At 42.4% G+C, this 15,128-nt stretch carries 15 protein-coding genes; 4 read left to right on the top strand and 11 right to left on the bottom strand.

Annotated features, from left to right (window positions below; genetic code table 11):
• Window positions 1-13: 13 nt before the first annotated feature.
• The 5 genes from fadE to purM all read right to left on the bottom strand — a co-directional run bounded on the left by fadE (window position 14) and on the right by purM (window position 5,457).
• Window positions 14-2,470, bottom strand: a complete 2,457-nt coding sequence (fadE, locus tag ACFOHL_RS09180) for an acyl-CoA dehydrogenase FadE (RefSeq protein ID WP_376919923.1) — start codon at window positions 2,468-2,470, stop codon at window positions 14-16.
• A gap of 144 nt (window positions 2,471-2,614) precedes the next feature.
• Window positions 2,615-3,040 carry a DUF2177 family protein gene (locus ACFOHL_RS09175; RefSeq protein ID WP_376919922.1) on the bottom strand — a complete coding sequence of 142 codons (426 nt, stop codon included), beginning with the start codon at window positions 3,038-3,040 and terminating at the stop codon, window positions 2,615-2,617.
• Between the two features lie 26 nt (window positions 3,041-3,066).
• Window positions 3,067-3,780: a DUF3108 domain-containing protein gene (locus tag ACFOHL_RS09170; protein WP_376919921.1), complete on the bottom strand. Its 714-nt coding sequence runs from the start codon at window positions 3,778-3,780 to the stop codon at window positions 3,067-3,069.
• Complete coding sequence (gene purN, locus ACFOHL_RS09165) at window positions 3,764-4,420, bottom strand: phosphoribosylglycinamide formyltransferase (protein WP_376919920.1); 657 nt, start codon at window positions 4,418-4,420, stop codon at window positions 3,764-3,766. The genes ACFOHL_RS09170 and purN overlap by 17 nt, the downstream gene beginning before the upstream one ends.
• The gene (gene purM, locus ACFOHL_RS09160; RefSeq protein WP_376919919.1) at window positions 4,420-5,457 is read right to left on the bottom strand and encodes a phosphoribosylformylglycinamidine cyclo-ligase; all 1,038 of its coding nucleotides are present in this window, start codon (window positions 5,455-5,457) and stop codon (window positions 4,420-4,422) included. Before purM ends, purN begins: the two co-directional genes overlap by 1 nt.
• A gap of 108 nt (window positions 5,458-5,565) precedes the next feature.
• Here purM and ACFOHL_RS09155 point away from each other — a divergent pair, with 108 nt between their 5' ends.
• Both ACFOHL_RS09155 and hda read left to right on the top strand, forming a co-directional pair.
• Window positions 5,566-6,873: a DUF2066 domain-containing protein gene (locus ACFOHL_RS09155; protein WP_376919918.1), complete on the top strand. Its 1,308-nt coding sequence runs from the start codon at window positions 5,566-5,568 to the stop codon at window positions 6,871-6,873.
• Entirely contained in the window at window positions 6,873-7,574 is a 702-nt protein-coding gene (gene hda, locus ACFOHL_RS09150) for a DnaA regulatory inactivator Hda (protein ID WP_376919917.1), read from the top strand. Before ACFOHL_RS09155 ends, hda begins: the two co-directional genes overlap by 1 nt.
• A gap of 36 nt (window positions 7,575-7,610) precedes the next feature.
• On the opposite strand, the gene ACFOHL_RS09145 is transcribed toward hda, so the two are convergent.
• The 4 genes from ACFOHL_RS09145 to arsC are packed head-to-tail and all read right to left on the bottom strand — an operon-like array spanning window position 7,611 to window position 10,930.
• Window positions 7,611-9,536 (bottom strand): hypothetical protein, encoded by a 1,926-nt coding sequence (locus tag ACFOHL_RS09145; protein ID WP_376919916.1) that lies wholly within the window; start codon window positions 9,534-9,536, stop codon window positions 7,611-7,613.
• A gap of 1 nt (window position 9,537) precedes the next feature.
• Window positions 9,538-9,960 (bottom strand): DUF2069 domain-containing protein, encoded by a 423-nt coding sequence (locus ACFOHL_RS09140; RefSeq protein WP_376919915.1) that lies wholly within the window; start codon window positions 9,958-9,960, stop codon window positions 9,538-9,540.
• A gap of 5 nt (window positions 9,961-9,965) precedes the next feature.
• Window positions 9,966-10,580: an NAD(P)H:quinone oxidoreductase gene (wrbA, locus tag ACFOHL_RS09135; protein WP_376919914.1), complete on the bottom strand. Its 615-nt coding sequence runs from the start codon at window positions 10,578-10,580 to the stop codon at window positions 9,966-9,968.
• The gene (gene arsC, locus ACFOHL_RS09130; protein ID WP_376919913.1) at window positions 10,577-10,930 is read right to left on the bottom strand and encodes an arsenate reductase (glutaredoxin); all 354 of its coding nucleotides are present in this window, start codon (window positions 10,928-10,930) and stop codon (window positions 10,577-10,579) included. The genes wrbA and arsC overlap by 4 nt, the downstream gene beginning before the upstream one ends.
• A gap of 135 nt (window positions 10,931-11,065) precedes the next feature.
• Here arsC and ACFOHL_RS09125 point away from each other — a divergent pair, with 135 nt between their 5' ends.
• A complete protein-coding gene (locus ACFOHL_RS09125) occupies window positions 11,066-11,548 on the top strand; it encodes a TlpA family protein disulfide reductase (RefSeq protein WP_376919912.1) in 483 nt (160 codons plus the stop codon).
• A 15-nt stretch (window positions 11,549-11,563) separates the two neighbouring features.
• Here ACFOHL_RS09125 and bepA read toward each other — a convergent pair whose 3' ends face one another.
• Complete coding sequence (gene bepA / locus ACFOHL_RS09120; protein WP_376919911.1) at window positions 11,564-13,018, bottom strand: beta-barrel assembly-enhancing protease; 1,455 nt, start codon at window positions 13,016-13,018, stop codon at window positions 11,564-11,566.
• 410 nt (window positions 13,019-13,428) lie between these two features.
• Here bepA and ACFOHL_RS09115 point away from each other — a divergent pair, with 410 nt between their 5' ends.
• Window positions 13,429-14,499 (top strand): AI-2E family transporter, encoded by a 1,071-nt coding sequence (locus tag ACFOHL_RS09115; RefSeq protein WP_376919910.1) that lies wholly within the window; start codon window positions 13,429-13,431, stop codon window positions 14,497-14,499.
• A 120-nt stretch (window positions 14,500-14,619) separates the two neighbouring features.
• On the opposite strand, the gene bcp is transcribed toward ACFOHL_RS09115, so the two are convergent.
• Window positions 14,620-15,078: a thioredoxin-dependent thiol peroxidase gene (gene bcp, locus ACFOHL_RS09110; protein WP_376919909.1), complete on the bottom strand. Its 459-nt coding sequence runs from the start codon at window positions 15,076-15,078 to the stop codon at window positions 14,620-14,622.
• Window positions 15,079-15,128 lie beyond the last annotated feature (50 nt).

Below are 15,128 nucleotides of genomic sequence, written 5' to 3'. Positions count from 1 at the left end.
GCAACATTCATAATTAGTTTGACACTTTCTTTTTTCTCGCGCGTGTGGTCTTAGCTTTGGTGCTGGAAGCGGATACTAGTTCTTTAGGGTCAAAGTCATCCACATTTATGGTTCGCAATCTTCCAGCTTCCGCGTTTCTAAAAATTGTTGCTTCTTCTTCGCTTATCAAGTTCGCCGCTAGGGCTTTGTCAGCAAGTTGATCTAACTGCGTCATTTGACGTTTTTCACCCAAGCTTTTACATACTCGATCAAATATAGGCTCTGCAGCAATCATGTTTTTAAGCGTGTCTTCCAAATCACCAAACAAGTTACCCAAATATTGCCCGTAACCCAGCCTATCTCTTGCACTGGAGGGAGTTTGAAGAATACTTGCGACCTTGTGTTCAATGTCGTCAGAAGGCTTATCGAAGCGCTTCCCAAAGGGCATAACAACACAACGCAAATACAGGGCAATCGGTGTTGAAGGAAAGTTGCGAATAAAATCGTCTATCGCTACCTCAATTTTATGCAAGCTATCGCGTAGTGCCCAATGGACAAAGGGCAAGTCCTCATGCAGTCGTCCTTGCTCATCGTATTTTTTCAATGTGGCACTAGCTAAATATAAGTGACTTAACACATCTCCTAATCGTGCTGATAAACGCTCTTTGCGCTTTAAATTTCCGCCGAGTACGCCCATGGATATGTCAGTGAGTAATGCCAAGTTGGCAGAAAAACCTTGTAAGGCTTGATAATATCTGGCTGTGTCGTCTCTAAAAGGAGTTCGGCTAAAGTAGCCGCTAGTTAACGAGAACCACAGGGAACGTACGGTATTGCTGAAAGCAAAACCGATATGAGCAAACACAGCTTTGTCAAAGGCATCGAGTTGTTGGGCTTCATTACTGATGTTTGCCGCCTTCATTTCTTCCAAAACGAAAGGATGACAACGCATCGCACCTTGTCCAAAAATCATCATATTCCGTGTCAGTATATTTGCACCTTCAACAGTGATAGAAATAGGGGTGCCCTGATACGCACGGCCTAAGTAATTACTGGGGCCTAAACAGATGCCTTTTCCCCCATGCACATCCATTGCATCATTGACACACTCACGCATTTTCTCCGTAAGGTGGTACTTGCATATTGCGCTGATAACAGAAGGTTTTTCGCCTAGGTCAACGCCTGCGGTTGACAGCGCAGTGACCGCATCCATCATGTAGGCATTCCCACCGATACGAGCGAGCATTTCTTCCACACCTTCCATTTGTCCGATAGGTAGTCTAAATTGTCGCCTAATCCGCGCATAGGCACCAGTCGCAAGCGCGATTTGTTTCACACCGCCAGCAGCAGAGGAGGGAAGTGTGATGCATCGGCCAACGGACAAACATTCCATTAACATTCGCCAGCCTTTGCCTGCCATTTTTTCGCCGCCGATGATAAAGCTCAAAGGTACGAATATGTTTTCACCACGCAGTGGACCATTGTGAAAGGGGGTGTTCATCGGGAAATGTCGGCGACCAATTTCCAAGCCCTCTGTGTCTCTGGGGATCAGCGCACAAGTTATACCTAAATCAGATTGTTTCCCCAATAAACCATCGGGATCTAGAAGTTTAAAGGCCAAGCCAATTACCGTCGCAACCGGTGCGAGCGTAATATAGCGCTTATTAAAGGTCAGCGACATGCCGAGCACTTCTTTACCTTGATAGGTGCCTTTGCACACAATGCCTTGATCGGGTATGGCTCCCGCATCAGAGCCAGCTTCTGGACTCGTCAAGGCAAAACAGGGGATTTCTTCTCCTGCGGCAAGGCGAGGTAAGTAGTAGTCTTGTTGCTCTTTTGTACCATAATGTTGTAGCAGCTCGCCTGGTCCGAGCGAATTTGGCACACCGACGGTGCTAGAGAGTACTGCACTGGTTCCTGCCAATTTTTGTAATACGCATCGTTGTGCATAGGCGGAATACTGTAAGCCACCATATTTTTTGTCTATTATCATGGCAAAAAAGCGGTGTTCTTTGAGAAAAGCCCAAATCTCATCAGGCAAGTCGGCGTCTACATGGTTAATTTGCCATTCGTTCACCATTGCACAGACTTGCTCGCATGGACCATCCAAAAATGCTTGCTCATCTGCACTCAAGCGTGGTTTAGAAATGTTATGTAGCTTTTGCCAATCTGGTTTACCGCTGAAGAGTTCTCCATCCCACCAAACGGTGCCTGCGTCTATTGCCTCTTGCTCGGTGCTCGACATTTCTGGAGAGACGCGTTTATAAAACGCGAGAAGTTTTTTACTAAGTACATCTTTTCTAATTGGTTCGTACGCTAAGGGGACAGCGATGGCCAAAAACAAGAGCCATGAAAAAAAGCCCAAACTGCCAAAGACACTTGCAAAAAACAGGGTAATGCCAACAGTGGCAATGCCGCTTTGTAACGAAAACTGCTTGTAACTTACAACGCCGAGTGATGCTAAGACAAGTATGAACCAGATAGTATCGGACATAATTTCCTCAAAGGTCAGACCACATTACTAAGAGCCTAAGCTATATCCATTACTACAAAATTGCAAGTGATTTAAAAAATGTCAGCGGGATCTAGACACGTTTGTCGACAACTAACACTAGACTGCGTACAGCGGAGGGAATGGCTATTTGCGTAGCAGCTGGAAGCCAAACCATCCTGCACATGCTACGATACTGCTCAAGAAGATCCCCCAAGACCAATCAACAAGCATAATCGTAAGGGAAAACCCTTCAATAATACTGTATGCGGTCAAGTTGTAAGCGCCGTAACTGGCTGCGCCAAGTAGGGCACCGTCAATTGCGGCATAAAACCAAGGTTTTTCTCTATTAGGGACAATGCACAAAATGAATATGATGCAAGAATACATTAAATAGAATACGAGCCATGGCCACATTACGAACTGCTCACGCAGTAGGCTCTGCATTTCATCTTTGTATAAGTTTTTGGCTAAGTAGCCTAACCACACGGCATCGAATAATCCAAAGATCAAAAGTATACAAACTAGGGCAATTAAAATGTGAGTAAAAAAGGTTTGAATATTTTCAAGCATGTCTTATTAGGCTTTTTGTATACATATCATTGTTCGAAACTGGATAGCCTCATATCGCCTTGCTCTTTGTCTTCCTTAAATTGCTGTAAGCGCACTAATGCCCAGTTCAATGAGGGGGCATACCAAGCAAAGGTTTTTCGTTTGTTTGTTTCGCGGTTAATTTTAACTTTAAAGGCTTCAAGCTCACCATAGGGGAGAGATAAGGTTTCTTTTTTTAGCTTTTCGATAGTGTAACGACGTTTTTCACCTCTAGAGTTAATAAAGTCATAGGTAATAAGTGTTGAATCGTTGGCTAGTTTGTTTGACAAATCAATGCGAAACAGCTGATTGTCCAACTCATTATGCCAGCGATATTTTACTTCTTCGTTAACTTTAATTTGCCTTTCGTCATTTTTGAACTCAACAAACAAGTGTTTATTTCTACCTGTTCCTTTTCTTACGTATTCATATGTAATGGGAACAAAGCCTTGAGGAGTGATACTAAAAACGCTGGTTTCATAACGTTTGTCAGAAAGGAAAAACTTGGATACTTTGGAGTGGTAATTTAACTTAAAGGTATTGTCGGGTAAACGTTCGAGTTGTAACGAGGCTGAGCCGACTTCATCGTTATCATGATAGGCGGTAAACTCAGATGAAAAAGGCTTTAGCACATAATTTTGCGCGTCGGCAGAACTGATGATCCCCATCAGACAAATGAGGCTCGCGAGTCCTCGGTATAGCTGTTTAGACGAGATGCTCATTGTAGAGTATTCCATTTCTGCTAAGTGTCTTGCCATCCAAGATAAGCTTATCTTTGGCGGTAGTTAAACGACCATCACAATACCATGCAATTGCCAACGGGTATATCTCCCATTCTTTTTCAGCCACCTTGGTAGCCAAGGTATCGGGTGTATCGTCTTTAGCAATGTTAACTTGAGCTTGTATGACAACCGGTCCGCCGTCTAGTTCACCCGTCACAAAATGAACACTTGCGCCATGTATTGTGTCTTTGTTTTCTATTGCGCGTTTGTGTGTATTTAAGCCAGGGTAAAGAGGAAGCAATGAGGGATGAATATTCAGCATTTTCCCCTCATAATGCTTGACGAATTGACTGCTCAATATCCGCATAAACCCAGCCAATACAACTAAATCAGGCTGATACTCATCGATTTGTTTACGTAAAGTTTCATCAAACGCTTCTCTACTTTCAAACAACTCGTGGTCAATACATATAGCATCAATGTTGGCTGCTTTCGCACGGTTTAAGGCATATGCTGACGGTCTATTTGAAATGACAGCACATACTTTCGCGTTAATTTTGCTTTGATGACAACTTTCAATAATCGCTTGTGCATTTGTTCCGTTGCCTGATACCAAAATTACAATGTTTTTTGCGGGCATTAGGCAATAATTACCGATTCATCCGTGGTTTTTTCGTCTATTTCTCCGATGATCCACGCGTTTTCACTCAGCTCGTTTAGCAAGGCTACACAGGATTCTGCTTCATTGTCTTCAACCACCAATATTAGCCCAACACCGCAGTTGAAAGTACGATACATTTCATGTGTGCTCACGTTGCCGGCTTGTTGTAAAGTTGAAAATATTGCAGGCCATTGCCATGAATTTTCATTTATTTTTGCGCTCAAGTTACTAGGTAACACTCTAGGTATGTTTTCCCAGAAACCGCCACCCGTGATGTGAGATATCGCGTTGACTTTGTGTTTTTCTAGCAAGCTCAAGATGTTTTTAACGTATATTCGTGTTGGTTCTAGTAGGTGATCTTTAATAGCCTTGCCTTCTAGCAAGTCATCAGTATCTATATTACTCACTTCTAGTATTTTTCTTATTAACGAGTAACCATTCGAGTGCGGACCTGAAGATGCAAGTGCAATAATCTTGTTACCTGCACGTACTTTACTTCCATCGATGACATCATCGGCTTCTACTACACCAACGCAAAACCCAGCAACATCATAGTCATCATTGTGATACATACCGGGCATTTCTGCAGTTTCACCGCCGATTAAGGCGCAGCCCGATAACTCGCAACCTTTGCCGATGCCGCTGACGACTTCCACTGCCGTATCTACATTTAATTTGCCTGTTGCATAATAATCTAAAAAGAACAGTGGCTCTGCCCCTTGAACGATAAGGTCGTTCACGCACATGGCCACCAAATCTATACCAATGCCGCTGTGCTGTTTGAGATCCATAGCCAAGCGCAGTTTAGTGCCCACCCCGTCAGTACCTGAGACTAACAAGGGATTTTTATATTTAGTTGGCAAAGAACACAATGCGCCAAATCCACCTAAGCCGCCTTTTACTTCAGGGCGATGTGTGCGTTTGGTTACCGTTTTTATGCGTTCTACTAATTGATTCCCCGCGTCAATATCTACGCCTGCGTCTTTGTAACTTAATGACGGTTTATTTTCTGCCACTGAAACTTCCTCTGAAAAAAATGCGCGGGGATTTTAACAGTTAGCTGCTAAAAATTGTATTAAAACTTGTAGGGAGCTTGAATCTTTGCTGTATAATGCAGTCGAAAAATGAAAGAAATAAAGGTCGCTTTATCAGGTATGAAGTATGGATTGCTTTTACTCTTAACAATATTTATCGCCTGCATTGCAAAGGCGTCGGCAGAGCAGTCTGTCAATATTGGCCGTGTTACGGTACAAAATCAAACCGTAAATGCACAAAAGCAAGCCGGTAAACAAGCTTTATCACAGGTATTTGTGAAAACCAGTGGTGATCTAAGCATCACAGAAAACGAGGTGGTAAAACGCGCTATCACTAATTTCGAACAATATCTGGTGTCTAGTCGCTTTTATCAAAAAAATGAAAACCTAGTGTTTGAAGCGGTTTTTAATCATCAAAAAGTGATTAACTTACTCAAGGCTTCAGATTTGCCCGTGTGGGCGTCTATTCGGCCGAGTGCCATCATTTGGTTGGCAGAAAAAGAAAACATGCGGATTGACCAAATCGCACAAAATAATCATCCAGAAATAAATAAACACATCGATGATGTGGCTTATATGCGCGGTTTATCAATCATCACGCCCGTAGGTGATCTCACTGACAGTATGGCGGTATCAGCAGAGGATGTGTGGTACCAAAAAATTCTCAAATTACAATCGCATTCAATTCGCTATAACACGGATTATTTGATTAATGCGGCAATTAGTCCCTATTTGGACATAGATGCTGAATTGGATGCCATTGATCGTCTGCTTCAGCAAGACCAAGCACCTGAAGAATTAGATGCGACAACAGAACTTAACGCTGAAATAGGGGATGGTGCAGACTCAGCGGGTTCTTTTTCAGATAAACAAGATGGCTTAGCTGTAGATGGATTTTTGTCGGAAACAGAAGATCCTGTTGAAGAGTTTGTACCAGAACTTCTGCCAAAAATTACGCCAGAAATCGTACCGGAAGGCACTACACACAAACTGGATTTTATTATTGCCAAGGGTGATGACATGGATATAGGCAGGCTTTATGGGAAATCCTCAGAAGAGCTGGTCACGCAACTTATTCACTATTTTGCTGATAAATTGGCTCTACAGTTTGCCAGTCGTGACTTTAATCAAAACAGCATGAGCGAAGTTAATTTAGTGATTGATAATGTGTCAAGTATCGTCGACTACATGGCTATTACCCGTTTGTTAGAGAATTTACCGGTAACGGGAGGGGTAGTGTTACGCAAACAAAATAAAGGCGTCGCCACGTTTTCAGTTGATTTAAACACTACACCTTTGAAGCTAATTGAAATTCTTAAGTTTGATGGCAGATTAAAACAGGTGGCTGAAAACCCGCTAATAGAAGACGTACTCGAATTGCGTTGGGAAGCCAATTAGTGCAGCTAGTATTACCGGTCTCACAAGTCTCTGAAAAAAGCTTTGATAATCTAGTAATGGGTCAAAATGCATTGCTTGTTCATCAACTTCATCAAGCTGTAGATGCCTTGGTTGATTCAAAGCAAACGAAAATAATTTTTGTTCATGGTAATAGTGGCGTGGGTAAAACGCATTTAAGCTTGGCAATCAGTGAACTTTGTCATCAGCAGAATATAAGTGCCCGCTATTTGGATATGGATATGTTAGTGACTCTTCCCGTGGGCGTACTAGATGACGTCAGCGTCAATCAATGTATTTGTTTTGATAATATTCACAGCTTAAGCCAATCTGCTGATTGGCAGCGAATGGTATTCGATATTATTAATCAATGTATTGAAAAAGCACCGCGATGTTTAGTGTTTACCTCTAAGCACTCGGTAAATCAGCTGGATCTATCGCTACCAGACTTGGCGTCTAGGTTGACTTGGGGGCTCACGTTTAAGATGTTAGAACTCTCTGATGCGGACAAAGCCAAGGCAATGCAGAGTTTAGCCCGTGAAAAAGGAATGGAAGCCTCAGAAGAGGTGATTGAGTTTATTTTAAAGCGCAGCAATCGCAGTATGCATGAAATTGAGAAAACCATCGAATGTTTGGATAGAGCCTCTCTTTTGCATCAACGAAAGCTAACGATCCCTTTTGTTAAAGAGACCTTAGCTCTCTGATAGTTACAGCGCACTGTAAATAAGCAGCCCCTCAACTCAGTTCATGTGGTGAGGACGTCTTGTATCCAATTCCATCCGTCGATGCTTTTCGGCTTTAGACATTTTGTTTACCTCCTGTACGCTATTCCCAGTTTGGCTCAGATCAACGGCATCAAACCACGATACCCCAGAGGGCAGTGTTTGTTCCTCGGGGAGTTGCTGAATCAGTGCACGGACATTAACTAATTCTGGGTAAACACGAGATACCGCAAACTCTACTCTATCCGCGAGTGCAGGATCACTGACTCGATTTCTCTGTCCCCACGTAATTAAACGTTGGTCATTATCCACATCACTCAAAATCGCAACATCGGCCCCAGCACCTAATCTGTGTAACATGATAAATCGTTCAAATAAAGTCGCGTAATCTTCTCGTGTTGTGAAAAATGAATAATACGAGGGAGAAATATCGGGTTCGAAAAACGAGGCAACGTCTTCTGCCGTGTAGGCTTTTTGTGTTGCTGTTGCATCTTCTCCCCCAAAGCTAACTTGCGCTAAGGCGTGCATTTCATCCGATCGCAAAGGAAAATTATTATTTAGGACGTCTGAATTTGTGCCATTCCCTCGAAAATATGCAAGGGGGGTGGTATTGTCGTTAATGTTCTGCCATGCAGTGGGTGGGAAAAAATCATTCGCGTGCGCAAGTTCGTGATACATCAGCCATGATATTTCCGCTTCGACATCTTCGAAGCTTCTCGTTTGTCGCAAATCCTTGTTTCCGTAAAATGTCGCTGGGTAATAGTCGTTATTCTTAACATAGCGCCATGGAAATAAAAACTGTAGTTCATTCCCGAAATTACTTCGAAAATCTGGTTGATCATTTAAGGTGTCACGCTCAGAGGGTGTCATCCAAAAATTGTTTGCATCCAGATAAATAGCACCCGTCGCCGCCCAGTAAAATGACGGCCTAACTTCATATGAAATGACAATTGCGGTTACACCTCTCAGTAAGTTAAGCATGTCGGGACCCGCTACTGAGTCTTGCAAATATTGTCTAAAGCGATCACCCATCCATTGATGAGAAACCAGCGTTCGTTCAAGAATATCGTTTATATCTGGGTTAGGCGTAACCATACCAATAAGCGGTAATGTTGCAAATGAGCAGTTAGGTGGATTGGGGATTCGATTCCCATATACACAGCTTTCAATGGCGGTTTTGTAGGGACTAGATGGCAAATAAGCATGCATATCTTCGGTTATGACATCATCATTGTTTCCAAAAAATAATCCATCACGATTGATATCGACGTTCTGAACAAGTACGAATACCTCTTCACTGTACGTATTGCCTGTCTCAAGGGTGACTTGCGCACGGAGTTCGAGAAGCTCGTCTTTGCTTACCTCCGGTGCATTAAAAAATAAAAACTGCCCTTGTTCTGTCAATTCAGCAATTTCTACGCCTGCCGTTTGTTCCCAAGAGATCGCGCTCACATTGCGACCGCTACGATTATTTATGTGCAAGCTTACCTTAGCCATTTCTGCTGCGGTATGATCAAGCATGATAGATATTTCTGCACGCTCACTCACTGTAAAACTTGTTTCTATATTTTGACGCTCTCCGTTACTTTTGGTAATTGTCGCACCAATTGTGTAATTGCCGCTTGTGTCGGGCGTGATCCCGATACTCTGGGAGTTGGCTGCGAGTATCGGCAAAGGGGGACCGTCAATTTGTGTCCAACTCACGTCAAATGCTTCGTCATTTTCGTGGATCAAGGCAAAGCCAATCGTTTCACCTGCGCGTGCTTCAGTTTTACCGTAAAAGCGCATGTCATCTTGAATAAACAGGGGGGTTACATCATTTTGACTGACTGGAGGCGATGAAATGGGGGGATTAAGGTTCCCCGAATTTGATGAATCAGACGTCCCTCCGCCACAAGAAAAAAGTGAAAAAATAGATGCTATATAGATGAAGTGTTTATTCATATCAAATATCCTTGGTTTCGAATCGTTCCTTTTCTTCTTTCATGACGACACTGAGCTTTTTTAAGCCTGTACCCAACTCTTGTCCCCGCAATCGCGCAAACACACTGCAGCCAACAAACATACCTGTTGCTAATACTAATTCAAATGCTGCATGCCAGATAAATTGAGGTTCTGCATATATGACCGTGATTCCATGCAAAACATACAGTAGAATGATGAAACATGCCCAAGCATGGGTGTAAGGTTTAGCTGACAACATCCCTGGTAGTGGTAGAAGTAGGGGAGCAATGTATATAAGTATTTTAAAGACAAGGCTATATTGTTCTGTTGTGCCTAATAGTAGATACCAAATACTCATCCATGCAATGAGCAGTAGATGACAACTCAATGCGAGAATTCGATAGCGCTTTACTTTTGATGACATCGCCTTCAACTCAGTTCTCCTGCGTTTTTGTAGCAACTAGCCGCTAACCCTAAGCGTTTACCCATTGCCAGCGACAGCGAGTGTTCGTCTTCGCTAAGTGTTTGTTCTGGCTGATGCTTTTGTTCGACATGAGTTACGCCATAAGGCGTGCCACCGCTTTTTGTGTCATGCAAGCTGGGTTCACTGTAGGGTAAGCCCAACAGCATCATACCGTGGTGAAACAGGGGAAGCATCATTGACAGTAAGGTTGACTCTTGCCCTCCATGCAGTGACGAAGAGCTACAAAATACACATGCAGGTTTGTCTACCAAGCTTCCTTTTAACCACAGGTCACTGGTACTATCCCAAAAGTGCTTCATCGCGCCAGCCATGTTGCCAAAGTGGGTCGGACTGCCCACGGCTAAGCCATCGCAATTCAGCAAATCCTGCTTTGATACATAAGGATAACCGTGAGCAGGAATCGAAGATTGACCTTGTTCAAGGTTATTTGAAACTGGCGGTACAGTCCTGATCACGGCCTCCACACCTGCTTGCTCTGCACCTCGCGCGATTGTCTCTGCCAGCGATTGAGTAGCACCGTGTTTACTGTAATAAAGGACTAAAATACTTGTTTTATTCATTCTATTAAGGTCAACACTTCTTCTGGTGGTCGCCCGATTACTGCTTTATCATTGACCAATAGTATCGGTCTTTCTAGCAATTTTGGATAAGCGACAATTGCGGCTAAGACATCTTGTGTGCTGGATGTGTTGCTCAAACCCGCTTGTTTAAATTCAGGCTCTTTCGGGCGAATCATTTTATACACATCATCGATTGATAGCGCCTCAAACAGCGATACAAGTTCTGTTTTCGTAAGCGGTGTCTTTAAATATTCTATTACGTTTATTTCAAGCCCGCGATCATGCAGAATCTGCAAAGCTTGACGGCTTTTAGAGCATCTAGGGTTGTGAAATAAAGTATGATTAGGCATTATTTTCTCCAAGTTCATATTTGAACACGCGGTGCTAAAGCTGGCATCATCGGCAAACGAATCGTTTTGTTAACATGTAGCCCTCTAGCGCACCATTTAAAAAGTAATATGGTCTCTTAACTAGGTATCAGCATTTTGTATAGCGATAAACTTTTCAATACGCTCCGGTTTAAGGCTTTGTATATTGTTGCCGCTATTGCGTCGATATTGTTTGGTGCGTATTTTTACAAAACAAACCAGTACGATTTTAAAACGCTGGACGACCAAAAATTTTCGCTCGCTAGTCTAAAAGGTGACTATGTGCTTATCAACTACTTTGCTGAGTGGTGTGCCCCATGTTTGAGGGAAATACCTGAGTTATCGGCTTTTAATCGCATTAAGGGCGACAATGTAAAATTGTTTGCTATGAGTTATGACCAGCTTTCACGTGATAAGTTACAAGAATTAAAAAATAAATATGAAATGGACTTCCCCTTGATCACTGATATAAAAACAAGTTTGCCTTTTGAGGCTCCCAAATATTTACCTGCTACTTTTGTAATTAACCCAGATGGTTCCGTAGCTGGGCAACTACTGGGTGAACAAACAGTCGAGAGTCTTCTAGAGGTGACGCCTTAAGCGTTTGCTCTTTGCTTATAAACTCAGGCGCTGCATCATTTCTTGAGATTTCCGAATTTGCTCAATCCTGCCTTTGATTCGTTGTTTTTCAATATTGTCTGTTCCGGCAAAATTGTATGCAAATTGCAATTCGTCTATCGCCAAAGAGTAAGCTGAAATCAGCGCATAAATTTCGGCCTGTGTTTGATGCGCTTCTTTTTTGTTTTGCGTGCGCTGATAAGCATCTTGTAGTAGTTGATAAGACAATAAATCTTGATTATCGACGAGTAATAAATCTCGCAAGATTTGAATACTTGTCCCGTAATTTTCAGAAAACATATGTGCATTCGCAAGATTGAGTGCCAACACTCTGTTTTTGGGTTTTAATTGCCAAATAGGAGTAAGTAAGTTGATGGCACTGCTGTATTTTTCTTGTTTGATATACACATCCGTTAGTAAGTCTAAATAGAACAGGTTTTCTTTGTCGTCAAGGAGCAAGTCTAGGACAATCTTCTCGGCTTCTTGATAGTTTTCTTGCTCAAAATAAGCAATGGCGAGACCATACTTTGATGCACGATGAATCGCATCGTTACTTGAAACGGTACTCAAATGCGCCGCTCGAGTTTGTGATACCGCGCGTTGATAGTATTCGAATGCGCGTTGAGGAGTGAGCATGTATCTTGCGTTAATACGCGCCTGCGCCAAATGGAAACTAAGACTGGGGGGTAAACGACGTTCACCGTATGTACGCGCGCGAGTAATTGTTTCGGCAACACGCTCTTGAGGAAGAGGGTGGGTACGTAAAAATGCCAGTTGCGTAGATTGCCCTCGAGCTTGTTCAGCTAGACGAGAGAAAAACGCGGGTGCACCCGCAGGATCGAAGCCCGCTCGGTACAAGATATTTATCCCTATGTTATCCGCTTCTTGCTCATTATTTCGGGTAAAATTAATCTGTGCTTGCTGGTTGCCTGCAACACTCGCAGAAAGCGCCGCCAATCCAGCCTGTGGGTCGGCAAGCGCGACGAGTATACTGCCCAACATACTTGCCAATTGCAATGGACTGTTGCGCTGTTGCGCCTGAACACGACGAGCTAAGTGACGTTGGGTAACGTGAGCTATTTCGTGAGCAACTACCGAGGCTAGTTCACTCTCTGTTTGTGCCCGAGATATCAAACCAGAATGCATACCAACATGGCCACCGTAAAAGGCAAACGCGTTGAGGACAGGGTTGTTTATAATAAAAAACTTGAATGGGAATTTTGTATTGTCAGCATGAATAACAAGGCGATTTCCTAAGTCCTGAATGTATTCTTGCAAAACAGGATCATTCACTAATGGGGCTTGACCACGTAATTGCTTCATGATCGCATCGCCTAAAATTTTTTCTTTTTCTATCGTTAAAGCATCCGAGGCAACCACCCCAATTTCAGGTAATTGATTTCTATTTTCTGTGGGCGTTTGTGCGTTTATTGAGGCTGATACAAAAGCCAATACAAACCCTAAATATGTGTATTTTTTTATTGCAGTTCTCAAGATTTCAACTTTCAATTTGTGTATAGCTTATTTATTTTTTCGTTTAACTAATAGACCGCGGTTGTTCCGTGTTAGTTTCATATATATCATTAGCAAATACAAACCAATTTCTAGGAGTTGAGTTTTCGTGTCTAAACCACGGTTGGATTAAACTTAGATCTTTCCTTCCTCTTTTGTTGCAGAATTTCTTTTTCATGGATGAAAAATCTGCGCGTCTATGGACATACTCGCTGCAGATTGCGATAAAAGGGAAAGCTCAAGCTCAATCCCATCGTTGTATGGTTACATGTAAGCTATGTTCACTAGGAAATGGTCAACAGGTTCTCATATTTACCGCCAAGAATAATTTAAAACACAAAGGATGATTAATGCTCAAAGTCGTAGGTAATTGGTATCAACGAAAGTTTTCAGATCCAAATGCGTTAATGTTGTTACTCTTAATTATCATTTCTGCGCTTGTGTTATATGCACTGGGCGGTATTCTCATGCCTGTCTTGGTGGCAATAGTCATTGCGTACCTTCTCGATGTACCAGTAAGCAAGCTTGAAACGTATGGGGTAGGGCGAGGCTTAGCCACGTCTTTTGTACTAATTGTATTTTTCTTTATTTGCTTTATCGCAGCGGTGAGTTTACTACCGATTATATCTAAGCAAAGTGTGAACTTGATGAAAGAAGTGCCGAATATCTGGCAATCTGCACAGGATTGGCTTGCTGCACTGCCTGAGAAATATCCTAACACCATCGAGGTTTCTTATATTAAAAGTATGATGTCTGGTGTAAATGAAAAAATACTAGAGTTTGGTGAAACGGTCGTTTCTCTCTCTGTCAGTTCTTTGGGCACATTAGCGGCGATATTGATATATATGATACTTGTTCCATTAATGGTGTTTTTTATGATCAAGGACAAGAGTATTTTTGTTGCAAGTTTTAGCCTTATTTTACCGAGAGAACGCCGCTTGATCACACAAGTGGGAGAAGAAATGAACACGCAGATTGCCAATTATATAAGAGGAAAGGTGATCGAAATAATAATAGTCGGTGCTGTGAGCAGTATTGCCTTTAGCTTATTGCAACTTAAGTTTGCGATACTACTTGGTGTACTTGTTGGGTTTTCGGTATTGATACCCTACATTGGTGCGGCTGTGGTGACCATTCCAGTGGCTGTTGTTGGGCTTTTCCAGTTTGGTATGACAGCTGAGTTTGGCTGGTTAATGTTTGTCTATCTGGTTATTCAAGCCTTGGACGGGAACTTGTTAGTGCCGCTACTGTTTTCTGAAGCGGTGAGCTTACACCCCTTGTATATTATCGTTGCGGTATTACTGTTTGGGGGTTTGTGGGGTTTTTGGGGAGTATTCTTTGCTATCCCTTTGGCAACTTTGGTCAAAGCCTTGATTACTGCTTGGTCTCCCAACGTCGCACACAAAGTTTCAGAGGCGTAAAATATTACGTCCTCTTTCGGCTTATTGCTGAAAGAGGATATGCTTTGAAGTAGTATTCGTACTTTGTTGACACTTCATTAGCTTGTAACAGCTAAATGACCTGAACTCGGAATGGGCAAATTACAATGCATCTAAAACAACTTGGTGGTGATCTTTGGTTTTAAACTTGTCAAACACCTGCTCGATTTTTCCGTTCTCGTCAATTAAAAAGCTTATGCGGTGAATACCATCGTACTCTTTACCCATGAACTTTTTCAGTCCCCACACGCCAAAAGCGTCAGCGACAGCATGATCTTCGTCGGACAATAAATCAAAATTTAGGAATTCTTTTTCTACAAATTTTGTGAGCCTTTTAACAGGATCTGGACTCAAGCCCAATACAACGGTGTTTTTATCAGCTAAATCTTGCTGAATATCCCGTAAACCTTTTGCTTGAACCGTGCACCCCGGTGTCATTGCTTTTGGGTAAAAGTATAGCAGTACTTTTTTACCCAAAAAATCAGATAAGCTTAGCGTTTGATTGTCTTGGTTTTGTAGGGAAAACTCGGGTGCTTTATCACCTATTTTTAGTGTGTTCATCACTGTCCTTCTTGAGAATTTCATTATTTTTAGTTTTGACGTATTGCTCT

The organism is Agaribacter flavus, from assembly GCF_042646125.1.
Lineage (GTDB): Bacteria > Pseudomonadota > Gammaproteobacteria > Enterobacterales > Alteromonadaceae > Glaciecola > Glaciecola flavus.
The sequence above is the reverse complement of the archived record's forward strand: the minus strand, read 5'-3'. Positions and strand labels throughout refer to the sequence as shown.